Below are 23,408 nucleotides of genomic sequence, written 5' to 3' on the forward strand. Positions count from 1 at the left end.
GCTACTCGCCTTCCTTGGCCTTCTTGTCCTTGTCCTTCTGCTGGTCCTTCTGCTGCTTCTTCTCCTCGGCGTCCTCGATGACGGCCTCGGCGACCTGCTGCATGGACAGCCGGCGGTCCATCGACGTCTTCTGGATCCAGCGGAAGGCGGCCGGCTCGGTCAGCCCGTACTGCGTCTGCAGGACGCTCTTCGCCCGGTCCACCAGCTTGCGGGTCTCCAGCCGCTGGGTGAGGTCGGCGACCTCCTTCTCCAGCGTCTTCAGCTCCGTGAAACGGCTCACCGCCATCTCGATCGCCGGCACCACGTCGCTCTTGCTGAACGGCTTGACCAGGTACGCCATGGCCCCGGCGTCCCGCGCCCGCTCCACCAGTTCGCGCTGCGAGAACGCGGTGAGCATCAGCACCGGCGCGATGCTCTCCTCGGCGATCTGCTCCGCGGCGGAGATCCCGTCGAGGACCGGCATCTTCACGTCCAGGATCACCAGGTCCGGCCGGTGCTCCCGCGCCAGCTCCACGGCTTTCGCCCCGTCCCCGGCCTCGCCGACGACGGTGTACCCCTCCTCCTCCAGCATCTCTTTGAGATCGAGACGGATGAGGGCCTCGTCCTCGGCAATGACCACACGGGTCGTCTGCGGCGGGACATGCGACTGATCGTCCTCGGCGACGGGCTGCTCGGGCTCGGCGGCGCTCACGGGTCTCCTCGTTCCAGGCAGGTGGTGCCCCATGAGCCTACCTATCTCCTGTATGTTTGAGGCACGGCGGGTCTCCGCTAGCCTTGGTTTTCAAGGTAAGCCCTGGTAGTCCAGCGGAAGAGACACGGTGCTCAAACCACCGACAGCGTGGGTTCGAATCCCACCCAGGGCACTTTACCTTCGATTCGAAGGTAATCCAGCGGTTGGCGATCTTCACTCTACGCGGTGAACGCAGTAGCGAATCAGTCCGCTCGGGCAGCCATCCCGCCAAGCTCGTATTCATGTACGACCTTGATACGCGTCAGCGAGCTCTGACTCCCCTACGGCAGGGCGTCACCAATCGCGTGGTGGCGCAGCAACTCGGCGTCCCGCGCGGAACCGTCGGCTGGTGGCGCCACGAAGACCGCAAGCGCCGCGGCGAGCCGTTCGAGCGCGCCCACGATTGCCCCCGTTGCGTTCCCCGGCCCTTCGACCGCAGGGCCTATGCGTACTTACTCGGCCTCTATCTCGGCGACGGCCACACCGTCTCGAAATCGAAACAGCACCACTTGTCCGTCTACTGCGGTGGTGCCTGGCCCGGCCTCGTCGACGAGGCCGAGGAGGCCATGCGCAAAGTGATGGCCATGCCGTCCACCGGCCGACGCCAGAAGACGGGGTGCGTGGAGGTGAAGTCCTACACCCGGCACTGGACGTGCCTGTTTCCCCAGCACGGCCCCGGCAGGAAGCACGAGCGGCCCATCGTCCTGGAGCCGTGGCAACAGGAGATCGTCGACGCCTACCCGTGGGAACTGATCCGCGGCCTGATCCACTCGGACGGCTGCCGGGTCACCAACTGGACCAGTCAGCTCGTCGGCGGCCAGTCCAAGCGGTACGAATACCCGCGCTACTTCTTCACCAACAAGTCCGAGGACATCCTGAGGATCTGCTCCGACACCCTGACGGCCGTGGGCATCGAATGGAAGGCCACCCCGAAGTTCGACGCCCCGTTCAACATCTCCGTGGCCAAGCGCGCCTCCGTGGCACTCATGGACACCCACATCGGCCCGAAGTACTGATCCCCCGAAGGCGGAACACGACCGTGTACGACCTCGCCACCCGCAAACGCGCCCTGGCCCTCCTGGCCCAAGGGCGCAGCCTCAACTCCGTCAGCAAGGAGACCGGGATATCGCGGTCGGCGATGCGCGAGTGGCGGGTCAGGCTGGAGCCGCTCGCCCGCCCGAGGACGGAGTGCGTCCGGTGCGCGAGTGTGCCGCGGCCGCCCGCCGACGCCGCCGCGTACGCGTATCTGCTCGGGCTCTACCTGGGGGACGGCTGCATCAGTCCGCACCCGCGCGGCGGCTTCGTCATGCGGATCGCGTGTGCGGATGCGTGGCCGGGCCTCATCGATGCTTGCCGTACGGCTGTACTGCGTGCGGGAACCGGCAACAGCGTCTGCCTGGTGCGTAAGCAGGGCTGCGTCATGGTGTCCTGTTACAGCGCGCACTGGCCCTGTCTCTTCCCGCAGCACGGGCCCGGTAAGAAGCACGACCGCCCGATCGTCCTGGAACCCTGGCAGCAGCACGTCGTCGACGCCCACCCCTGGGATTTCCTCCGTGGCCTCTTCCACTCCGACGGCTGCCGGATCACCAATTGGGCGACCCGCCTCGTGGGCGGCGAGCGCAAGCGGTACGAGTATCCGCGCTACTTCTTCACCAATGCGTCCGCAGACATCGTCCGGCTCTGTACGGACACGCTGGACGCGGTGGGTGTGGCGTGGCGTCAGGCCCGTCACAGCCGCCGCGCGCAGAACGTGTCGGTGGCCCGCCGTGCCTCTGTGGCGCTGATGGATGTGCACGTCGGGCCAAAGTACTGAAGTGCCGTCCGCGGATGACGGGTTACTTCGGGAAGTCGTCCTCGCCGATGTAGTGGACGCGGACCAGGTTGGTGGAGCCGGCTACGCCGGGTGGGGAGCCGGCGGTGATGATGACGACGTCGCCGCGTTCGCAGCGGCCGATGCGCAGGAGTTCTTCGTCGACCTGGGCGACCATTTCGTCGGTGGAGTCGACCTTGGGGCCGAGGAAGGTCTCGACGCCCCAGGTGAGGTTGAGCTGGGAGCGGGTGGCCGGTTCGGGGGTGAAGGCGAGGAGGGGGATGGGTGAGCGGTAGCGGGAGAGGCGGCGGACGGTGTCGCCGGACTGGGTGAAGGCGACGAGGAACTTGGCGCCGAGGAAATCGCCCATCTCGGCGGCGGCGCGGGCGACGGCGCCGCCCTGGGTACGGGGCTTGTTGCGGTCGGTGAGCGGGGGCAGGCCCTTGGTGAGGATGTCTTCCTCGGCCGCGGCGACGATGCGGGCCATGGTGCGTACGGTTTCGGTGGCGTACTTGCCGACGCTGGTCTCGCCGGAGAGCATCACCGCGTCGGTGCCGTCGATGACGGCGTTGGCGACGTCGGAAGCTTCGGCGCGGGTGGGCCGGGAGTTCTCGATCATGGAGTCGAGCATCTGGGTGGCGACGATGACCGGCTTCGCATTGCGTTTGGCGAGTTTGATGGCGCGCTTCTGGACGATCGGGACCGTTTCCAGGGGCATTTCGACGCCGAGGTCGCCGCGGGCGACCATGATGCCGTCGAAGGCGGCGACGATGTCGTCGATGGCGTCGACGGCCTGAGGTTTTTCGACCTTGGCGATGACGGGCCGGAAGCAGTTCTCCTGGCGCATGATGCGGTGGACGTCGTCGATGTCGTCGCCGCTGCGGACGAAGGAGAGGGCGATGATGTCGGCGCCGATGCGCAGGGCCCAGCGGAGGTCTTCGCAGTCCTTCTCGGAGAGGGCGGGGACGGAGACGGCGACGCCGGGGAGGTTGAGGCCCTTGTGGTCGGAGACCATGCCGCCTTCGACGACCTTGGTGTGGACCTCGGTGTCGCGGACGTCGGTGACCTGGAGGGTGACCTTGCCGTCGTCGACGAGGATGCGTTCGCCGGGGGTGACGTCGTCGGCGAGGCCTTCGTAGGTGGTGCCGCAGCAGTGGCGGTCGCCTTCGACGCCGGGGCGGACGGTGATGGTGAAGGCGTCGTCGCGTTCGAGAAGTACGGGGCCTTCGCGGAACCGGCCGAGTCGGATCTTCGGACCTTGAAGATCGGCGAGGACGCCGACGCTGCGGCCGGTCTCCTCGGATGCTTTGCGTACCCGCTCGTACCGCGCCTCGTGGTCGGCATAGGTGCCGTGGCTGAGGTTGAAGCGGGCCACGTCCATGCCGGCCTCGACGAGTGCCTTGATCTGCTCGTACGAGTCGGTGGCGGGTCCCAGTGTGCAGACGATCTTTGCTCGGCGCATGCTTCGACCCTACGACCTACTCATAGGTAGGGAACTGTGGGGAAGTGACTGCCCAACGGCCTTTACGTGAAAGGCTCTTGACAAGTAGTTGAATGCGCGCGCCGGTGCTCCGATGAGCGGATAAGCGAACGTCGCAGCGCTCGGGTCACAGGACGGGGCGGGTCATCGTGAAGCGGGCGTTGATCTGTGCGTACACCTCTTGGCGCGCGGGTTCGAGGTCGAGAGCGGGGGCGCTTTCGGCCGCGTCCGCTCCCCCGTAGGCGACGGACCGGAACGCGCCGCCGGGCAGCGGCATCGGCGTGGCGTCGTCGGCGCCGGTGTCGGCGAGTTCGAGGACGGCGTCGAGGCGTGCGCCGAGGGCTTCGGCGTATTCGCGGGCGCGTTGGACGGCTTCACGCACGGCCTGCCGGCGGGCTTCGCGGTGGGCGGGCGAGTCGGGGCGCAGGGCCCACCAGGGGCCGTCGACGCGAGTGAGGTCGAGGTCGGCGAGGCGGGTGGTGAGTTCACCGAGGGCGGTGAAGTCGGCGAGGGTGGCGGTGATGCGGACGCGTCCGTGGTAGGCGCGTACGCGTTCGTGGCGGCCTTTGGCGGTGATTTCGGGAGTGACGGAGAAGGCGCCGGTGTCGAGTTTCTCGACGGCGTCGCCGTAGCTCTTGACGAGGGTGAGGACCTGGTCGTTGCGGTGGGTGAGGTCCTTGAGGGTGGCGGTGCGGTCGGTGCCGCGGGCCTGGACGGTGATGTCGATACGGGCGATCTCGGGGTCGGCCTCGATGCGGGCTTCGCCGCGTACGGCGAGGCGGGGTGCGTCGGGGGTGCCGTACGGGAGGGCGGCGGGCCGGGTGTCGGGGTCGGTCATGGGGGCAGCCTGGCACGGGGCGGGGTGTTTGTCAGGGAAGGGCCGGGGGAAGGGCCGGGCGGTCATCTGATCGCAACCTGTGGGGACTGTTGCGGGTGGGGCTGCTGAGTCAGAATCTACGCGCGTTGTCCATGAGTGTCGCGGTGGTCGGAGTGTTGTGGTGGGCGGAGTGGTCGGAGTGTCCCGGTGGGCGATGGTCCCGTCGCGTTGCCGCCGGGGCCCGTCGCCGTCGCCGATGTCCGCTGCCGCCGTGTTTCGTCGAAGGAGATGTTCATGCCGCTCGGCCGTAGGAAGTTTCTGGGGAGTTCGGTCGCCACGGGCGCGGGGGCCGCGCTCATCGGTACGGGGGCGCCGTCGGCGGCGGCCGCACCGGTGTCCGGCGGTGGGGCACGGTCCGCGCGGCGTTACGCCTTCACGGTCATGGGGACCACGGACCTGCACGGCAATGTCTTCAACTGGGACTACGCGGCCGACGCGGAATTCGACGACAAGGACCACAACGATGTGGGGCTGGCGAAGATTTCCACGCTGGTGCGGCGGATACGGGAGGAGAAGGGGGCGCGCAATACGCTGCTGATCGACGCGGGTGACACGATTCAGGGTACGCAGCTGGCGTATTACTACGCGAGGGTCGATCCGATCACGGGTCCGAACGCTCCGGTGCATCCGATGGCGAAGGCGATGAACGCCATCGGTTACGACGCGGCGGCGCTCGGCAATCACGAGTTCAATTACGGCCTGGGGGTGCTCCGGAAGTTCGAGGAGCATTGTGACTTCCCGTTGCTGGGGGCGAACGCGGTGGACGCGAAGTCGCTGCGGCCGGCTTTTCCGCCGTACTGGATGAAGCGGCTCCGTACGCCGTGCGGTGGTCAGGTGAAGGTGGCGGTGCTGGGGCTGACGAATCCGGGTGTCGCGATCTGGGACAAGGCGCATGTGCAGGGGAAGCTGGCGTTTCCGGGGCTGGAGGAGCAGGCGGCGAAGTGGGTGCCGAAGCTGCGGTCGATGGGCGCGGACGTGGTGATCGTGTCGGCGCATTCGGGGACGAGCGGCACGTCGTCGTACGGGGACCAGTTGCCGCACGTGGAGAACGCGGCGGCCCTGGTGGCGGAGCGGGTGCCGGGGATCGACGCGGTTCTGGTGGGGCACGCGCATGTGGAGGTGCCGGAGCGGCGGGTGGTGAACCGCGGGACCGGACGCACGGTGGTGCTGTCGGAGCCGTTGAAGTGGGGGCAGCGGCTGACGGTGTTCGACTTCGAGCTGGTGCGGTCGCGGGGGCGCTGGTCGGTGGATTCGGTGTCGGCGAAGGTGCTGAATTCCAATACCGTGCCGGAGGATGCGCGGATCACTCGGCTGCTGCGTGCCGAGCAGCGGAAGGTGGTGGCGTACGTCAATCAGGTCATCGGGCGGTCGAAGGCGGAGATGACCGCGGCGCAGGCGCCGTACCGGGACACGCCGGTGCTGGATTTCATCGCGTTCGTCCAGGCGGAGGCGGTGCGGAAGGCTTTGGCGGGTGGTGCGTACGCGAAGTTGCCGGTGCTGTCGCAGGCTTCGTGCTTCTCGCGGTCGGCGGCGGTTCCGGCGGGTGAGGTGACGATCCGGTCGATGGCGGCGTTGTATCCGTTCGACAATACGCTGGAGGCGCGGGTGCTGACCGGGAAGCAGTTGCGGGAGTATCTGGAGTTCTCCGCGCGGTATTACGTGCGGACGCCGGCGGGCGGTCCGGTCGATCCGGCGAGGCTGACGAATGCGGACGGCATTCCGGATTACAACTACGACGCGGTGAGCGGTGTCTCGTACGAGATCGACATCGCGCGGGAGCCGGGGCGGCGGATCGGGAAACTGTCGTTCGAGGGGAAGCCGGTGGCGGACGACGCGCGGTTCGTGCTGGCGGTGAACAACTACCGGGCGAGCGGCGGCGGCAATTTCCCCCATGTGGCGAAGGCGCCGCAGGTGTGGTCGACGTCGGAGGAGATCCGGAATGTGATCATCGGGTGGGTGAAGGAGACCGGGGAGATCGACCCGGCGCGGTTCGCGGCCGAGGACTGGCGGCTGACCCGGGACGGGGTGCCGGTGTTCTGACCCCGGGGTGCGCTGATCCGGCGCGGTGTGCGGCGGCCCAGGTGTCCGTAGGGGCGGAGCCTGGGCCGGGTGGGTCAGGGGTTCTCGATGAGGGTGGAGTTGGGGCGGGGGATGTCGGTGAGGTTGCGGGGCGGGGAGGGGCGCAGGCCGAAGGTGGTGAAGGCGGTGCGTGAGGGGAGGGAATAGGTGGTGCTGTCGGTGAGGGAGTTGAGGATGGTGGCGCTGCGCCAGGCGGAGAGGCCGAGGTCGGGGGTGCCGACGCCGTGGGTGTGGTGTTCGGCGTTCTGCACGTAGACGGAGCCGGTGACGCAGGGGTCGAGGAGGAGGCGCTGGTCGGCGTCGATACGGGGGCGCCCGGCGGCGTCGCGGCGCATGTAGGGGTCGAGGGCGGCGAGCAGGGTGTCGGTGCGGCCTTCGCGGTAGCCGGTGGCGAGGACGACGGCGTCGGTGGTCAGGCGGGAGCGGGCGCCCTGGTGGGGGTGGTCGAGGTGGAGTTCGACCTTGGTGGTGCCGACGCGTCCTGCGGTGCGGACGGTGACGCCGGGGGTGAGGGTGGCGTCGGGCCAGCCGCCGTGCAGGGTGCGCCGGTAGAGCTCGTCGTGGATGGCGGCGAGGGTGGCGTGGTCGATGCCCTTGTGGAGCTGCCACTGGCCGGGGAGGAGCTGGTCGCGTACGGGTTCGGGGAGGGCGTGGAAGTAGCGGGTGTAGTCGGGGGTGAAGTGTTCGAGGCCGAGTTTGCTGTATTCCATGGGGGCGAAGGCGGCGGTGCGGGCCAGCCAGTGGAGGCCTTCGCGGCCGGTGGGGCGGGAGCGCAGCAGGTCGAGGAAGACTTCGGCGCCGGACTGTCCCGCGCCGACGACGGTGATGTGGTCGGCGGCCAGCAGGCGTTCGCGGTGGGCGAGGTAGTCGGCGGCGTGCAGGACGGGGACGGCGGGGGCGTCGACGAGGGGTTTGAGGGGGTCGGGTACGTGGGGGACGGTGCCGATGCCGAGGGCGAGGTTGCGGGCATGGGTGCGGCCGAGGGCTTCGGCTTCGCCGTCGTCGCCGAGCTGGGTGTAGTCGACCTCGAAGGAGGCGCGGTCGCTGTTCCAGCGGACGGCGTCGACCTGGTGGCGGAAGTGCAGGCCGGGGAGGTTTTCGCTGACCCAGCGGCAGTAGGCGTCGTATTCGGCGCGGTGGATGTGGAAGCGCTCGGCGAAGTAGAAGGGGAAGAGGCGTTCCCGGTACTTGAGGTAGTTCAGGAAGCTCCAGGGGCTGGCGGGGTCGGCGAGGGTGACGAGATCGGCGAGGAAGGGGACTTGGAGGGTGGCGTCCTCGATGAGGAGGCCGGGGTGCCAGCGGAAGGCGGGGCGCTGGTCGTAGAAGGCGGTGCGCAGGTGGGTGAGGGGCTGGGCGAGGGCGGCGAGGGAGAGGTTGAAGGGGCCGATGCCGATGCCGGCGAGGTCCAGGGGGGTGTCGGGGTCGGTGGGCGGCCGGGGGGTGGCGGGTTCGGGGTCGGGGGGCCGGGTGGCGGCGGTGCGGAGGCCGGTGTGGGCGGGGCGTCCGGGGTCCGGGGACGGGAGTTGGAGGGTGATGGCTTCGGGGTGGGGGGTGGTGCTCATCGGGGGGTGTGGCCTTCCACGAGTTTGAGGAGCGAGGCGAGGTCGTCGGTGGTGGTGTAGGGGTTGAGGAGGGTGGCTTTGAGCCAGAGGCCGGTGGGGGTGGCGGCGCGGCCGAGGACGGCGCGGCCCTGGTGCAGGAGGCGGCGGCGGATGGTGGCGACGGTGGTGTCGTCGGCGCCGGTGGGGCGGAAGAGGACGGTGCTGAGGGTGGGGTGGGAGTGGAGTGCGAAGGCGGGGTGGTCGTCGATGAGGCCGGCGAAGGTGCGGGCGGCGGCGAGGGTGCGGTCGACGAGGTCGGCGAGGCCCGTACGGCCGAGGGCCTGGAGGGTGACGGCCATCTTGAGGATGTCGGGGCGGCGGGTGGTGCGCAGGGAGCGGCCGAGGAGGTCGGGGAGGCCGGCTTCGGTGTCGTCGTCGGCGTTGAGGTAGGCGGCGCGGTGGGTGAGCGGGGCGAGGTCGGCGGCGCGGGGGACGGCGAGGAGGCCGGCGGCGACCGGTTGCCAGCCGAGTTTGTGCAGGTCGAGGGTGACGGTATGGGCGCGGTGCAGGCCGTCGAGGAGGGGGCGGTGGGTGGCGCTGAAGAGGAGCGGGCCGCCGTACGCGGCGTCGACGTGGAGCCGGGCGCCGTGGGTGCGGGTGAGGTCGGCGAGGGCGGGCAGCGGGTCGATGGCGCCGGTGTCGGTGGTGCCCGCGGTGGCGCAGACGAGGACGGGGACGGTGGGGGCACCGGGGCTGCCGGGGTGGCAGAGGTCGGTGAGGGCGGTGTGGAGGGTGTGGGGGTCGAGAGTGCCGTCAGGGGTGGGGAGGGTGAGAGGTTCTGGGAGGCCGAGGAGCCAGGCGGCGCGGTGGACGCTGTGGTGGGCGTTGGCGCCGCAGACGACGCGCAGCGGTTCGGTGTGGCGGGTACGGGCGTGTTCGCGGGCGAGGAGGAGGCCGAGCTGGTTGGACTCGGTGCCGCCGGTGGTGACGAGGGCGTCGGGCTGTTCGTCCTCGTGTGTACGTCCGGGGTTCGCGGGGGTGCCGGGCCGGTAGGGGCTGGGGTGGTCCGTGAGCGCGTGGGAGGCGTGCGGCTGTCCGGCGCTCGGGGAGGTGCCGGGGCCGTACGGGTGGGGGGAGCCGTCGGGGTCGTATGGGAGAGGGGGGCCGACGGGGGCGTACGGGGGTGCGGGGGCGTACGGGGGCGGGGAGGCGTGCGGTCCGTACGGGGGTGTGGGGCCGCCCGGCCTGTACGGGGGTGCGGAGGCGTCCGGTCCGTGGGGGTGCGCAGGGCCGTCCGGTCCGTACGGGTAGACGAGGGCGGCGAGTTCGCGGGCCGTGCGGGCTTCGAGGGCGGAGGCCGCCGGGGCCTGGTCCCAGGAGTCCATGGACGGGTTGAGGGCGGCGGCGGCCAGCTCGGCCGCGGCGGCGAGGGCCAGCGGCGGGCAGTGCAGATGGGCCGCGCAGTGCGGGTCGGCCGGGTCGGCCGCGCCTTCGGCCAGGGCGCGGACGAGGGCGCGCAGCGCTTCGTGCGGACCGTGGCCGGTCTCGGGGAGGACGGGCCCGGTGGCCTCCCGCAGCCGTGCGGCGACACGGCCGGGGCCCCCGGCGGGCAGGGGGCCGCCCCGGGCTTCGGCACCGTCGCGCAGCGCGTCGAGGACGGTGCCGAGGAGGGGGCGCAGGGCATCGGGGCCTGCGGCTCCGCCGGCGAGGGGCGGGGTGTTCATGGGCGGTCCTTCGGGTGCGCGACAGCGGGCACACCACAGACTGGCCGGGGCCGGGTGGCGTACCTGCCGAGCTGGGCGAGCTCAACCCGAAAGGGGTACCCATGTGCTGGGTGGGGCGGCGGTGATCGGATTGCCTGCTATGCAGTCCGTAGGGGTTGCGGGCGGGGGTCGGGGGCGCGCAGGGACCGGATGCGGCCGGGGCCGGGAGCGGATGCGGCCGGGGCTGGGGGCGGAAGCGGGGCCGGCGCGTGACGGAACCTTTCCTCTTGTACGCGCTCGTCTCCGCGGGGCCCGGCGCCGCCCCGGCGATGCTCGCGTCCCGGCGGGCTCGGCGGCCGTCACTCCCCCGGCGGCCCCGCCGGACCTACCGGGCCTGACGAGGCCGCCGGACCGCGCGTCTCGCCGCGCCTTCCGAATCCGCCGGACCCGTCGAATCCGTCGAGCCTGCCGAAGCTCGCCGAGCCCGTCGGCCCGCCGCCACCGCGCGCCGCGCCGTCACTCCCCCCGTACCCGCAGCGCCCTCCTCAGATCGTCGAGTTGGTCGATGAGCTTGCGGCGCAGGGCCGGGGACGGGTCGGCGGTGCGCAGGCACTCCTCGCCCAGTTGGAGAGTGGCCGTGTCGACCAGCGGTGTGGGGAAGGCGTAGCGGCCGGCGGAGTCGGCGAGGGCGGGGCCGCGGCGGGCGGCGAGGGCCACGGCTGCGGGGAAGTAGCGGGTGACGTAGGGGCGTACGAGATCGAGCTGTTCGGGGGCCCAGAAGCCGACGGCGGTGGCGTTGAAGAGGTAGTTGGACAGGTCGGTGTGCTCGTCGGTGGCGAACAGGGCGTCCCAGGCGGCTTGTTTGGCGGCCGGGTCCGGCAGGGCGGCGTGGCAGGTGGCGGCGCCCTGCCGGCCGGTGGCGCTGGGGTCGCGGGCCAGTTCGTCCTCGATGGCGGCGGGGGTGGTGGCGCCGAGGACGGCGAGCCGGCCGAGGATGCGCCAGCGCAGTTCCGGGTCGAGGGCGGGGCCACCGGGGACGCTGCCGCCGGAGAGCCAGTCCTGTATGCCGTCGGGGGTGGTGGCGCTGTCGATGAAGGTGCGGACGGCGGCCAGGCGCAGTCCTTGGCCGTCGCCGTTCTCGGAGCCTTCGGTGCGGCGCAGGATGTCGCGGGCGATGGTGCTGAGGCTGTTCAGTGCGGCGGGCCGGTCGGCGGCGGGGAGGTAGCGGTCGGCGATCTGGGCGCGGGCGAAGGCGAGGGCGCCGGAGACGATGGCGATGTCGGTCTCGTAGGGGAGGTGGGCGCGGGCGGTGTCGAGGTAGGCGGTGGGGTGCAGTTCGCCGTCGCGGACCATGTCGCGGGCGGCGTTCCAGGCGACGGCGCGGGTGAGGGCGTCGGGCAGGCCGGAGAGGGCGGTACGGACGGTGTCCCAGGAGGTGGGGTCGAGGCGGACCTTGGTGTAGGTGAGGTCGCCGTCGTTGAGGAGGACCAGGGCGGGGCGGGGGCCGGGGGCGGTGTGGAGGCGCTGCGGGGCGCCGTCCCGCGCGCCGGTGGAGTTGGTGCCGGCGGCCCGTGTGGCGCCGGACGCACCGGGAGCCGCGGAGGTGCCCGGCGCGTCGGCGGCCGTGGCGGTGCCGGGGTCCTGGGGTGTCGCTGCGGGGATGTCCCAGGTGAGGTGGTCGCGGGCGACGAGGCGGGTGGGGTCGGTGGGGTCGCGGTCGTAGAGGCCCGCGGTGAGGTGGTGGGGGCGGCTGCCGTCCCGGTCGACGCGGAGTGTCCAGCCGCCGCCGGGTGCGGTGCCGACGACGGGGGTGAGGGTGTCGATGCCGGTGGTGCGCAGCCAGTTCTCGGCCCAGGCGTGTACGTCCCGGTCGGTGGCCTGGGCGAGGGAGTCGACGAAGTCGGCGAGGGTGGCGTTGCCGAAGCGGTGTCGGGTGATGTGGTCGTTGACGCCGGCGAGGAAGTCCTTCTCGCCCATCCAGGCGACGAGCTGGCGCAGGGCGGAGGCGCCCTTGGCGTAGGAGATGCCGTCGAAGTTGAGGAGGGCGGAGTCGGTGTCGGGCACGTCCGCGGGGGCGACGGGGTGGGTGGAGGGGCGCTGGTCGGCGTCGGAGCCCCAGCCCTTGCGGGCGATGCCGAAGTCGGTCCAGGTGTCGGTGTAGCCGGTGGCTTCGGACAGCACCTGGTAGCTCATGTACTCGGCGAAGGACTCGTTGAGCCAGATGTCGTCCCACCACCGGAGGGTGACCAGGTCGCCGAACCACATGTGGGCCATCTCGTGGGCGATGACCAGGCCGCGGGTCTGGCGCTCGGCGTGGGTGACGGCGGAGCGGAAGACGAACTCCTCCCGGAAGGTGACCAGGCCGGGGTTCTCCATGGCGCCGGCGTTGAACTCGGGGACGAAGGCCTGGTCGTAGGAGTCGAAGGGGTAGGGCTCGTCGAAGAGGGTGTGGTAGCGGTCGTAGCAGCGGCGGGTGATGTCGAAGATCTCTTCGGCGTCCGTGGTCAGGTGGGGGGCCAGGGAGCTGCGGCAGTGGATGCCGAAGGGCAGTCCGGCGTGTTCGGTGCGGACGGTGTGCCAGGGGCCGGCCGCGACGGCGACGAGGTAGGTGCTGATGGGCGGGGTGGGGGCGAGGACGACGTGGTTCGCCTCGCCGTCCTGGCGGGTGGCGGTGCTGTTGCCCAGTACGGTCCAGCCGCCGGGTGCGGTGACGCTCAGGTCGAAGACGGCCTTCAGGTCGGGCTGGTCGAAGGCGGCGAAGACGCGCTGGGCGTTGTCCAGGAACAACTGGGTGTAGACGTAGGTCTCGCCGTCGGCGGGGTCGGTGAAGCGGTGCATGCCCTCGCCGGTGCGGGAGTAGGGCATGGTCGCTTCGAGGCGGAGTTCGTGGTCGCCTTCGGTGAGGCCGGTGAGCGGCAGGCGGTTGCCGTCGAGGGTCGCCGGGTCGAGGGGGCGGCCGTCGAGGGTGGCGGAGCGCAGCTCGTGCGGTGCGATGTCGATGAAGGTGTCGCCCGGGGTGCGCGCACTGAAGCGGACGGCCGTGCGGGACACGAAGTGCTCGGGGCCGTGGGTGAGGTCGAGGTCGATCACGTAGCGGTGGACGTCGAGGAGTCGGGCTCGGGTCTGCGCCTCGTCGCGCGTCAGTGCGGGCATGTGCTCATGCTGCCGTACGGCACTGACACCGCGCACTCGACCCGTGATTTTCCCGGTCCGGCCGGGCCCCTCGGTGCTCCGCGCGTGCCCCGGGCGTGCCCCGCGTGCGTGGCGGCGTGCCCTGGGCCGTGGCCGTCTCAGCCGATCCGCGGCGGGTCGTCGGGGTCGGGTACGCGGGTGGACCAGCCGCCGGGGACGTGGTGCCCCTGGCGGGCGCGGAAGTGGACGGGTGCGGTGCCGACGCGGCGGGTGAACAGGCGGCTGAAGTAGGCCGGGTCGGTGTAGCCGACGCGGCGGGCGACGGCGGCGACGGGGAGTTCGGTGGCGGCGAGGAGTTCTTTGGCGTGGCCGAGGCGGATGGCCAGGAGGTAGTCCTTGGGGCTGCATCCGGCGCCGCGGCGTACGGCGGTGCGCAGCGCGGCGGGGGTCATGCCGTGGCGGGCGGCGTGTTCGGCGACGGACAGGGGCAGGAACGCGTCGCGGGCGAGGGCCTGGAGTACGGGGTCGCCGTCCGCGTCGGTGTCGGCGCGGGCGCGCCGCAGGGCGACGAGGAGTTCGTGGACGGCGGCGGCGGTCTCGACTTCCAGGAGCGGGTTGCCGCGGCGGGCGGCGCGGGTGATGCGGCCGATGGCGGTGCGGGCGGCGGCGGTGTCGGCGAGCGGTACGAGGGAGCGGTCGGGTTCGATGTAGCCGAGTTCGGTGTAGGTGGTGGTGGCGGGGCCGGTGAAGTCGACGAAGCTTTCGTCCCAGCCGGTGTGCGGGTCGGCGCCGTAGTGGTGGGGGACGCCGGGGAGGAGCCACAGGAGGGCGGGGGCCGTGACGGGGGCCCGGGTGCCGTCGGGGGTGGTGAACCAGCCGCGGCCGGCGTGGACGACGACGGCGACGTGGTGGTCGAGGACGCGTGGGCCGACGGGTGGCAGGGTGCCGTGCTGAAGGCCGACGCCGAGGCAGACCAGGCCGAGCCGGTGGTGGACCGGGCGCGGTGTGAAGTACCGCATCCAGGTGTGGTACATGCGGGCGTCCTCCCGTCTCCGCGTACGGGGGCGTGTTCGTACGGGGTGGCGCGCCGCGCCGAGTCCGTCCGTGGCGCGGCCGTGTCCGCGTCCGTGTGCGGTCGGCCGGTTGCTTGCGCTTACTGGCCGGTCTTGCCCCTGTGCCGCCCGAGTTCCGTCCGAGTTCCGTCCAATCACTGCCGATCTTTGTCCATGGATTCCCGTGCCGCCAGAGGTGAGGGTGACCGGGACGGCGGACGGGCCGAGCACCGGGCGGGCCGGGACGGCGGAACGGGACAGGGTGGGCGGTATGGGCGAGTTCGTGGTGGGCGAGCGGAATTTCGAGCGGGACGGGCGGCCGATGCGGCTGCTGTCGGGGGCCCTGCACTACTTCCGGGTGCACGAGGCGCAGTGGGGGCACCGGTTGGCGATGCTGCGCGCCATGGGGCTGAACTGCGTCGAGACGTACGTGCCCTGGAACCTGCACGAGCCGCGGCCGGGCGTCCACCGCGATCCTGAGGCGCTGGGCCGCTTCCTGGACGCGGCGCGGGCGGCGGGGCTGCTCGCGCTGGTCAGGCCCGGTCCGTACATCTGCGCGGAGTGGGAGAACGGCGGGCTGCCGCATTGGCTGACCGGCCCGCTGGGGCGGGGGGTGCGGACCCGTGACGCGGAGTTCCTGCGGGCGGTGGACGCGTGGTTCGGGCGGCTGCTGCCGCAGGTGGTGGCGCGCCAGTACGACCGGGGCGGTCCGGTGGTGATGGTGCAGGCGGAGAACGAGTACGGGTCGTACGGCAGCGACCGGGAGTACCTGGCGCACATGGTGGATCTGCTGCGCGGTCTGGGGGTGAGCGTGCCGCTGTTCACCTCGGACGGCCCGGAGGACCACATGCTCACCGGCGGTTCGGTGCCCGGTGTCCTGGCGACGGCCAACTTCGGTTCGGGGGCGCGGGAGGCTTTCGCGGCGCTGCGCCGTCATCAGCCGGGCGGCCCGTTGATGTGCATGGAGTTCTGGTGCGGCTGGTTCTCCCACTGGGGTGACGCTTCGGTGGCGCGCTCTTCGGGGGACGCGGCGGACGCGCTGCGGGAGATCCTGGAGTGCGGTGCGTCGGTCAACGTCTACATGGCGCACGGCGGTACGAACTTCGGGGGCTGGGCGGGGGCGAATCGTTCCGGCGAGCTGCACGACGGGGTGTTGCAGCCCACCGTCACGTCGTACGACTACGACGCGCCGATCGATGAACGCGGGCACCCTACGGAGAAGTTCCGCCGGTTCCGCGAGGTCCTGGCCGCGTATGCGCCGGGCCCGCTGCCGGAGGTCCCCGTACCGCCGCCGGTCCTCGCCGCGCCCGTACGGGCGGAGTCCGGCGGGTGGGCGCCGCTCACGGACGTGCTGGAGGTCCTCGGTGGTCCCGAGGTGGCGTCAGGTGTGCCGCCGACATTCGAGGAGCTGGACGTGGACCGTGGTGTGGTGCGGTACCGCTTCGAGGTCCCCGGGCCGCGCGGGCCGCTTCCGCTGCGGGTGGCGGGGCTGCGCGATCTGGCGGTGACGTACGTGGACGGGGCGCGCGGGCCGACCCTGTGCGAGGAGGACGCGGAGATCGGTGCGGCGGTGTCCGGGCCCGCCACTGTGGAGCTGTGGGTGGAGTCGCTGGGGCGCGTCAACTACGGTCCGCGGCTCGGGGAGCCGAAGGGCATCAGGGGCGGGGTGCTGCACGAGCGGCAGTACCTGCACGGGGTACGGGCGCGGGGGCTGCGGCTGGACGCGCTGGAGGACGCGGCGGCGGTGCGGCGGGTGCCGTTCAGGGTATACGGCGACCGCCCCTTCGGTTCCGGGCAGCCGGGCCTCCACCGGGCCACGCTGTCCGTGCCCTCCCCCGGCGACGCCGCCCTCGAACTGTCCGGATGGACGCGCGGTTTCGCCTGGGTGAACGGGTTCTGCCTGGGCCGCTACTGGGCGGCCGGTCCGCAGCGGACCTTGTTCGTCCCCGGCTCGGCGCTGCGTCCGGGCACCAACGAGCTGCTCCTGCTGGAGCTGGAGGGCGCCCCCGCCCTTGAGGGGGAGCGGGCAGAGGCGCCCCGCCTGGTGCCCTGACGCGTCGGTCTTCCGTTGCCGGGCCGGCCGGTCGCCGGTGCCTGACGTGTCAGGCTTCCCGTACCTCGAAGGCGTCCAGGACAAATTCCGCCTTTCCGTCGCCGCCCGTCTTGCGCAGTCCCACCCACGCCTCGCCGCTCTCCGGGGCGGTGAACTCGTAGGCGTGCGAGGTGGGCCGCGTGGCGACGGGCAGCGGGGTGCGGCTCAGTTCGCGGGCTCCGGGGTCGTCGACGGCCGTGATCCAGGCGTACTGGCCGGCCTTCTCGTTCTCGTAGCGGAAACTGACCCGGTAGCGGCGTCCGGGGAGGAAACGCACGGTGTGCGGCACGGTCCGGTAGACCAGTCCCGTGTTCTCGCCGCGGGACTTCAGGGACTGGCCGCCGTCGATGACGTCGTCGACGCTCTTGCCGTTCCAGCCGCGCTGGGTGAAGGGCGCGTGCCGCTGCGCGATGTGCGTGCGCGGGTCGGTGACCTGGCCCGCGTCGCCCTTGACGAAGGGGCCCCAGCCCTGCGGTACGTGCTCGAAGTCCTCGTACGCGACGGTGCCCGGCCGGCGGGCGGGAACCGCGGCGACCACCCGCACGTTGTCGAATCGAATACGCGGAGTGCCCGCCGCGGTGCGGAGGGTGAGGGTGGCGGGACCGCCGCCCTCGGGGACGGTGAAGGGGGTGAACATCCGTTGGAAGCGAGTGCCGTGCTTGCGGTCGGCGGCGACGAAGTTCCCGGCAGTGGAGGTCTCCGTCCAGTTGGCGGCCGTGACGCCGTCGCCGGTGCGCACCTCCAGCGTGGCCCGGCGCCGCTCCCCCGGCCGCGCGCCGACCTCCACCTGCACGGATGCCGTGTAGGTGCCGGGCGCGAGGCGGGCGAGCCGCTGGCTGACGGCTGCCGCGCCGCCCGCGCCGACGACCAGTTCGTAGTCGCCGAGGGCGCTCGGCTCGACGGTGGCGGGCCCGCTGACCTGCCAGGCGTCGAGAGTGCCGGAGTGGAAGCCGGGGTCGGCGAGCGGCGTGCCCTCGCCCCAGCCGGGTCCGGTCCGCCCGGCCCCGTGCCGGCCGTGTCCGCCGCTCCCCTGGCCCCAGCCGCGGCCGCCCTGGGCTGGTGCGGGGCGGCGGTAGAGGACGTACGGCCGGCCGGCCGCGGCGGTGACGGTGACCTTGCCGCCGCGTACGGTCAGCCGCTCCGGCCGACTCCGGCCCTGGTCGGTGAGCCGGTAGGCGTACACGCTCCGGGTGCCGGACCAGCCGCGGGGCAGCGTCCAGGTGGTCGTGCCGCCACCGGGGTTGTAGTGGTAGAGCTTCTCGGGGTCGGTGGCGCGGCGGGGTTCCCAGGGCAGCAGGTAGGTGCCGCCGTCGTACACCAGGCGTCCGTCGGTGGTGATGCGGCGGGTGCCGCCGGTGTCGGTGACGGTGGTGCCGGTCGGCCCCTCGAAGGTGATCTCATGATCGCGCCAGGTGCGGATCGGGTACGCCTGGAGGTACTTGGCGGGCAGCGCGTCCACCCAGATGACGGTGTAGAAGGCGTGCCAGTCGGTCTTGCCGACCCAGCCCTCGAAGTTCCCCATCCGGGCGCCGCCCAGCAGCGTGGGCCACTTGTCCGCGAACACGTCCTTCTGGTGGTTGCGGACGAAGCGGATGAGCCGGGAGTTGATGCCGCGGGAGGTGTCGCCGCCGTAGTCGGTCTCGTTGGCCCAGTGCGACCACAGGGCGGAGCGCTCCAGGCCGTGGCCCCATTCGGTGGTCACCTGCCAGCCCTGGGCGCGCAGGTGGCGCTGGAGGCGGTCGGAGTTCCAGCCGGATTCGCGGAAGACGTCGATGTAGAGGGTGTTCAGGGCGGGGTCGGTCTCCTCGCGGAGCTGCCGGAAGCGGCGGACGATGTCGCCGGAGACCAGGTCGCGGCGGGCGTCGATGCGGTAGGACTGGTCGAGCCAGTCCCACTGGGCGTCGTTCTTGTCGACCAGGGTCTCGGAGAAGGCGTGCGCGACGGGGTAGGACTCGGTGGCGTTGACATGCACGGCGAAGTCGCTGTGCCAGACCTTTCCGGCACGCAGCAGGGTGTTGAGGTCGGCGAGGCCCCCGGCGCGGGTGTTGTGGTTGCCGCCGTAGTCGGGGTGGGCGGAGTCGTGGCCTTCGGACTGGTAGCCCTTCAGGAGCGTGAACTGCCGCAGCCCGTCGGTGGCGAGCGCGATCCGCTTGACGTTGTCGAGGGTGGCCAGGAAGGGGTTGGTGGCCTGGCTGGCGAAGTTGAAGGGGATGTGGGCGACGACGCGCAGGTGCTGGTCGTCGGCGCCGAGCGGGTCGACCATGATGTCGCGCAGCGCGATGGCCGCGTCCTGCCAGTCGGCGGTGCCGTCGCCGTTGCGGTCGCGGGTGAGGACGACGGTGGCGTACGGCAGGGGTTCGGTGTCGTCCAGGGGCGCGGTGGCCGCGCGGTGGGTCCACTGGCCGCAACCGAGGCGCGCGTAGCGGTGGCCGCCGCTCGCGGTGGTCTGCCGCCACAGCCGCCCGTTCTCCCAGGTGGTGGCGCCGCTGGGCGTGTCGTACACGGTGTTGGTCTCGACGGCGGCGGCCAGTTCGCCGGTGGCGGCCACCGCGTACGCGCATCCGGTAGGGGCGGCGTCCACCGGGGTGACGGGCGTGATCCGGACGAGGGTGTCACCGCTCTTGGCCTTGTCCAGGTCGATCCGGGCGGCCAGGAGGGCGGCGCCGGGCTGGTCGCTGCGGACGCTCAGCAGGGCGAGCCCGGGGATCTGGAGGGTTCCCACGCGGAGGGCCGGGGTGTCGGCGATTCTGGTGACGCGCCAGTCGACGTGCCATCCGCCGACGGTGATCTCGGCGTCGATCTCGGTGCCGCCGTCGAAGGCGAGGGTGTAGGTGATGCGGTCGGCGGCCGGGCGGGAGGTGACCCGGGGCGTGCGGACGGTGCCGTCGATGAGGAGCCGGGTGACCGGGTCGGGCTGGCCGTGCAGGACGGCTCCGGTGCCCCGGTCGGTGTAAGAGAGGACGCGGGGGAAGCCGGTGTCGACGCGGACCTCCAGGGCGCCGGACCGCAGCACCGCCTCACCGGCCCGGGGCCGCGGGTACGGTGCGGTGCCGGTGCTTGCGGCGTACGCGCTGGTGCCGCCGAGCGGGAGGGTGGCGGCGATTCCGGCGAGCGCGGTACCGACGACGAGCTTCCTGCGGGTGGGGCCGGGCTCGGCGTCGGGCGGGGTTCCGGGGCCGGGCGGGGTTCCGGGGCCGGGCGGGGTGGCAGGGCCGGGCGGGGTGGCGGCGTCGGGCGGGATTCCGAGGCCAGGCGAGGTGGCAGGGCCGGGCGGGATTCCGAGGCCAGGCGAGGTGGCGGCACCGGGCGGGGTGTCGGCACGGGGCGGGGTGTCGGCGTCGGGCGGGGTTGGTACGAACGCCGGTCCTCCCCCGGCGGTCGCGGCACCCGCGCCTGCCGCCTGCCCCGCGTCCATCGGCTCCCCGCCCGCCGGTCGCCCCGCACCCGTTGGCTGCGCTCCGGCCGGTTGTTCCGCTCCTGTCGGTCCGTTCACAAGCGCTCTCCGTCCTTCGCACCGGCTCTGTCCGTCGCGGGACAGGGTGCTGGGTGCGCGGCGGGCGCGCCCATGGACAAAGGGGCGGGAGGTGTTGGACTAACGAATCGGTGCCGAGGAGGTCTTGTACGGCTCGTACGACTCGTACGGGCCGCTGGGGCCACCGGGTTCACCGGACCAGCGGGGCCAGCCGGGGCAGCCGGGTCAGCCGGGGCAGCCGGGGCAGCCGGGGGGCTCCTTCCCGTACCCCCCGTCCTCTTCCCCTACCTTTGCCTCCCCCTCCCCCAGCGGCAGCACGGCCCGTACCTCCCAGCCGCCCTCCGGTGCGGGGCCTGCGGTCAGCCGGCCGCCCATCGCCTCGGCGCGCTCGGTGAGTCCGGCCAGGCCGAAGCCGCCGCCGCTGGCCTGTTCGGAGAGGCGGACGGGGTGTCCCCCGTCGTCGGCGACGCGCAGTTCCAGGCCGGACGGGACGGTACGGAGATTGATGCGGACGACGGTGGCGTCCGCGGCGTGCTTGCGGATGTTGGTGAGGGCTTCGCGGACGATGCGGTAGACGGCGGTGGCGACTTCGGCGGGAACCGTCCCGTCGAGGCCCTTCTCGATGTGCAGGGCGACGGGCGGGCCGGTGCGGGCGTATGCCTCGGTGAGGGTGTGCACGTCGGCCAGTCCGGCGAGCGGCCGGCCGCGGACAGCGCTCTCCCGCAGGACGTGGACCAGGCGGCGCATCGCGCTCAGCGCCTCGCCGCCGGAGGTCTCGATCCGTTCGAAGGCGGCGTCCGCCCCTGGCCCGTCGAGTGCGGTGAAGCGGGCGGCGCGGGCCTGGACGACGATGCCGGTGACATGGTGGGCGACGACGTCGTGCAGTTCGCGAGCGAGTTCCAGGCGTTCGGCGGTCCGTACGGCGGCCAGGTCACGCATCCGCTGGGCGTCCTGCCAGCGCAGGATCAGCGAATAGGCGCTGACGACGACGGTCAGTACGCCGTAGACGACGGTCCACAGGCCCAGCCGGATGTCGCGCATCGGGGCGAGGACGCAGGCCAGGCCCAGCAGGGGACCGAGGATCGCGGCGGTGCGGCCGGGGGCGCGGTGCACCACGCCGGTGAGCAGGACCAGCAGGGCGATGCCTTCGCCGAGTCCCCACACCGCGAGAGCGTGCTGTCCGGCGATCAGGACCACCGAGGCGGCGAGGGAGACACTCGCGGCGGTCCAGGCACGGACGCGCAGTGGCACGCGCGCGTTGGGTACGGCACACAGGCAGACGACGACAGCGGCGGCGACGACCGTGGCGTGCGGGCGGGTGGGCTGCCGGGCCAGCGCGACGCTCTCGAAGCCGATGAGGAAGAGCAGGACCGCGGCGAGGGCGGCCTTGCCGGCGGTGGCCTTGCGCGGGTGGGCACGGGCCCAGCCGGTCAGCGGGCTCACGATACGGCCGGCCCGCCGCCGGTGCCGCCCGCGGCGAGCCCGCTCTTCCAGGCCCAGGCGGCGATCTCGACGCGGTTGCGGGCATCCAGTTTGGCCTGGACGTTGGCGAGGTGAGTCTTGACGGTGGACAGCGAGACATAGAGTTCGGCGGCGATCTCGGCGTTGGTCCGGCCGCGGGCGAGGGCGCGTACGACGTCCTGTTCGCGTTCGGTCAGCGGCTCGGTGAGGGTACGGGTGGTGCCGGCGGCCGTGGCGGGGGCCAGTTCGCGCAGCAGCCGTACGGTGATCGCGGGCGAGATCAGCGCGTCACCGGCCGCGGCGGCGCGTACGGCCTCCACAAGCATGGCGGGGCTGGCGTCCTTGAGCAGGAAGCCGGAGGCACCGCCTTGCAGCGCGGCGTGCACATACGCGTCGAGGTCGAAGGTGGTGACGATGACGATGCGCGGCTTGTGCCCGTACTCGGGGTGGGCGGCGGCGCGCTCGGCGAGCCGACGGGTGACCTCCAGGCCGTCGGCCTCGGGCATCCGGATGTCGAGCAGCAGGACGTCGGGGCGCAGCCGCTCCACCGCGGACAGGGCCGCCGCGCCGTCCACGACGTCGGCGAGGACCTCGATGTCCGGCTGGCTCTCCAGGATCATCCGGAAGCCCGTCCGGACCATCTCCTGGTCGTCCGCGATGACCACGCTGATCGCCATGTGTCCCTGTGCTCCTGTGCCCCTGTGTTGCTGTGCTCCTGTGCTCCTCGCGCTGTCCGTGCGCCGTACGTCGTGCGCCGCGTCCCGTTCCCGGTGCCCGGCATCGGTCCGGGTCCCTCCGCTGCGTTCCATCTGACCTGCGGTGATCGCGCCCCGCAACCGCTGGGCCGGGCCCGGCCCGGTCACCGGCGGGCGGCGTGTGGGGCGCAGTGACCGTCGTGGTGCGGAGGCCGGCAGCAGACGGGCGGATGCGGGATTCGGCAGCAGGCCGGTGGGTGCGGGCCCGGGCGTCCGGCGTGCTCGCAAGCGCGGGGGCCGGGAGCCCGAGCGGCACAGTGCGGCTCCGGGCCGTCGCGGGACGGCCTGGGTGCTCGTACGGGACAGTCGCCGCCGGGGCGGGCGGCGCTGCCGGACTGGGCGGTCCGGTTGAGCCGGTCGAACCGGACGACCCGATCGGTCCAGTCAGTCCGGTCGGTCCAGTCAGTCCGGTCAGTCCGGTCGGTTCCGGCAAGGGTGGAGGCCGTCGTGGGAACGGTCTGAAGTTCGTGGCCGCCGCTGCCGAGCAGCAGCCAGGTGACGGCTGCGGCGGAGGCGGCCAGCAGCAGGACGGCGATCGCCGTCGTCCGGTGGTCGCCAGGGTGGGCGGGACCGTGACCCGGAGGCTGTGGCGTGCGGCGGAGGCGGGGCTCGGTGGTCACCCGGCCCACGCTAGGAAGGAGGCGCGCCTGCGGGTATCGGCCTTCCGGCCAAGCGTCGGCGCCCGCACCCCGGCCGAAAGGACGAGCGGGGTACCTCTCCGGTAGGACACGGTGGGCCAGTAGTACCCAGTGGGCCCAGTAGTACCCGGTACAACTCAGCCGGGCCCCAGTAGGCCCCAGTACACCCGGCCAGGCCCGGCCAGGTCCGGCTAGGGCCTTTCCTTCGGATCATCTCGCCGACCAGATGAAGATGGCGGCGAGGTGGAGTCCGGCGAGGTAGATGGTGGCGGTCTTGTCGTATCGGGTGGCCAGGCCGCGCCACTGCTTGAGCTTGTTGATGCAGCGTTCGACGGTGTTCCGCTGCTTGTAGGCGACACGGTCGAAGGCCGGCGGACGGCCGCCAAGCCGGCCGAGCCGTTTGCGATTGGCGGCCTGGTCGGCGGGCTGCGGGATCACCGCCCGGACCCGCGCTGCCGCAGGTGATGGCGGATCGCCCGGGATGAGTAGGCCTTGTCGGCCAGGACCGCCTCCGGTCTGACCCGCGGACGGCCGACCCGCCGGGGCACCCTTAACCGAGCCATGACCTGCGTGAACGCCGGTGCGT

Annotated in this window: 14 protein-coding genes, 1 tRNA gene and 1 pseudogene; 5 read left to right on the forward strand and 11 right to left on the reverse strand. The window is 72.2% G+C overall.

The genetic code is table 11. From position 1 onward, the window contains the following. Position 1 precedes the first annotated feature (1 nt). Positions 2–691 carry an ANTAR domain-containing response regulator gene (locus tag ACZ4QV_RS28955; RefSeq protein ID WP_361142679.1) on the reverse strand — a complete coding sequence of 230 codons (690 nt, stop codon included), beginning with the start codon at positions 689–691 and terminating at the stop codon, positions 2–4. Positions 692–790: 99 nt separating this feature from the next. On the opposite strand from ACZ4QV_RS28955, the gene ACZ4QV_RS28960 reads away from it, so the two are divergent. The 3 genes from ACZ4QV_RS28960 to ACZ4QV_RS28970 all read left to right on the forward strand — a co-directional run bounded on the left by ACZ4QV_RS28960 (position 791) and on the right by ACZ4QV_RS28970 (position 2,543). Further along, positions 791–863 (forward strand) — tRNA-Leu (locus ACZ4QV_RS28960). A gap of 109 nt (positions 864–972) precedes the next feature. Beyond that, the gene (locus ACZ4QV_RS28965; protein WP_361636784.1) at positions 973–1,746 is read left to right on the forward strand and encodes a helix-turn-helix domain-containing protein; all 774 of its coding nucleotides are present in this window, start codon (positions 973–975) and stop codon (positions 1,744–1,746) included. Positions 1,747–1,769: 23 nt separating this feature from the next. After that, positions 1,770–2,543: a transcriptional regulator gene (locus ACZ4QV_RS28970; RefSeq protein WP_361142684.1), complete on the forward strand. Its 774-nt coding sequence runs from the start codon at positions 1,770–1,772 to the stop codon at positions 2,541–2,543. Between the two features lie 22 nt (positions 2,544–2,565). Here ACZ4QV_RS28970 and pyk read toward each other — a convergent pair whose 3' ends face one another. Together pyk and ACZ4QV_RS28980 are read right to left on the reverse strand one after the other, a co-directional pair. Continuing rightward, positions 2,566–4,002, reverse strand: a complete 1,437-nt coding sequence (pyk, locus tag ACZ4QV_RS28975; RefSeq protein ID WP_361636787.1) for a pyruvate kinase — start codon at positions 4,000–4,002, stop codon at positions 2,566–2,568. Positions 4,003–4,147: 145 nt separating this feature from the next. Next, complete coding sequence (locus ACZ4QV_RS28980) at positions 4,148–4,858, reverse strand: SIMPL domain-containing protein (RefSeq protein WP_361636790.1); 711 nt, start codon at positions 4,856–4,858, stop codon at positions 4,148–4,150. A gap of 273 nt (positions 4,859–5,131) precedes the next feature. Between ACZ4QV_RS28980 and ACZ4QV_RS28985 the strand changes: the two genes are divergently transcribed. Continuing rightward, positions 5,132–6,937 carry a bifunctional metallophosphatase/5'-nucleotidase gene (locus tag ACZ4QV_RS28985; RefSeq protein ID WP_361636793.1) on the forward strand — a complete coding sequence of 602 codons (1,806 nt, stop codon included), beginning with the start codon at positions 5,132–5,134 and terminating at the stop codon, positions 6,935–6,937. A gap of 74 nt (positions 6,938–7,011) precedes the next feature. On the opposite strand, the gene ACZ4QV_RS28990 is transcribed toward ACZ4QV_RS28985, so the two are convergent. The 4 genes from ACZ4QV_RS28990 to ACZ4QV_RS29005 all read right to left on the reverse strand — a co-directional run bounded on the left by ACZ4QV_RS28990 (position 7,012) and on the right by ACZ4QV_RS29005 (position 14,386). After that, complete coding sequence (locus ACZ4QV_RS28990) at positions 7,012–8,538, reverse strand: lysine N(6)-hydroxylase/L-ornithine N(5)-oxygenase family protein (protein WP_361142693.1); 1,527 nt, start codon at positions 8,536–8,538, stop codon at positions 7,012–7,014. Continuing rightward, positions 8,535–10,241 (reverse strand): pyridoxal phosphate-dependent decarboxylase family protein, encoded by a 1,707-nt coding sequence (locus ACZ4QV_RS28995; protein ID WP_361589211.1) that lies wholly within the window; start codon positions 10,239–10,241, stop codon positions 8,535–8,537. Before ACZ4QV_RS28995 ends, ACZ4QV_RS28990 begins: the two co-directional genes overlap by 4 nt. A gap of 495 nt (positions 10,242–10,736) precedes the next feature. Continuing rightward, positions 10,737–13,373: an aminopeptidase N gene (gene pepN, locus ACZ4QV_RS29000; RefSeq protein ID WP_361636799.1), complete on the reverse strand. Its 2,637-nt coding sequence runs from the start codon at positions 13,371–13,373 to the stop codon at positions 10,737–10,739. Positions 13,374–13,510: 137 nt separating this feature from the next. Further along, positions 13,511–14,386 (reverse strand): helix-turn-helix domain-containing protein, encoded by an 876-nt coding sequence (locus ACZ4QV_RS29005; RefSeq protein ID WP_361636802.1) that lies wholly within the window; start codon positions 14,384–14,386, stop codon positions 13,511–13,513. Positions 14,387–14,675: 289 nt separating this feature from the next. On the opposite strand from ACZ4QV_RS29005, the gene ACZ4QV_RS29010 reads away from it, so the two are divergent. Then, complete coding sequence (locus ACZ4QV_RS29010) at positions 14,676–16,457, forward strand: beta-galactosidase (RefSeq protein ID WP_467763585.1); 1,782 nt, start codon at positions 14,676–14,678, stop codon at positions 16,455–16,457. A gap of 49 nt (positions 16,458–16,506) precedes the next feature. Here the strand turns inward: ACZ4QV_RS29010 and ACZ4QV_RS29015 are convergent, their stop codons facing one another. From ACZ4QV_RS29015 to ACZ4QV_RS29030, 4 genes and pseudogenes are all read right to left on the reverse strand, one after another. Then, complete coding sequence (locus ACZ4QV_RS29015; RefSeq protein WP_361636808.1) at positions 16,507–19,911, reverse strand: endo-alpha-N-acetylgalactosaminidase family protein; 3,405 nt, start codon at positions 19,909–19,911, stop codon at positions 16,507–16,509. A gap of 282 nt (positions 19,912–20,193) precedes the next feature. Further along, positions 20,194–21,402 (reverse strand): sensor histidine kinase, encoded by a 1,209-nt coding sequence (locus tag ACZ4QV_RS29020; protein ID WP_361636823.1) that lies wholly within the window; start codon positions 21,400–21,402, stop codon positions 20,194–20,196. A 5-nt stretch (positions 21,403–21,407) separates the two neighbouring features. Further along, positions 21,408–22,106 carry a response regulator transcription factor gene (locus ACZ4QV_RS29025; RefSeq protein ID WP_361636811.1) on the reverse strand — a complete coding sequence of 233 codons (699 nt, stop codon included), beginning with the start codon at positions 22,104–22,106 and terminating at the stop codon, positions 21,408–21,410. 926 nt (positions 22,107–23,032) lie between these two features. After that, positions 23,033–23,408 (reverse strand): annotated as a pseudogene (locus ACZ4QV_RS29030) (transposase); the annotation flags it as partial.

Source organism: Streptomyces sp. NPDC026394, assembly GCF_055567735.1.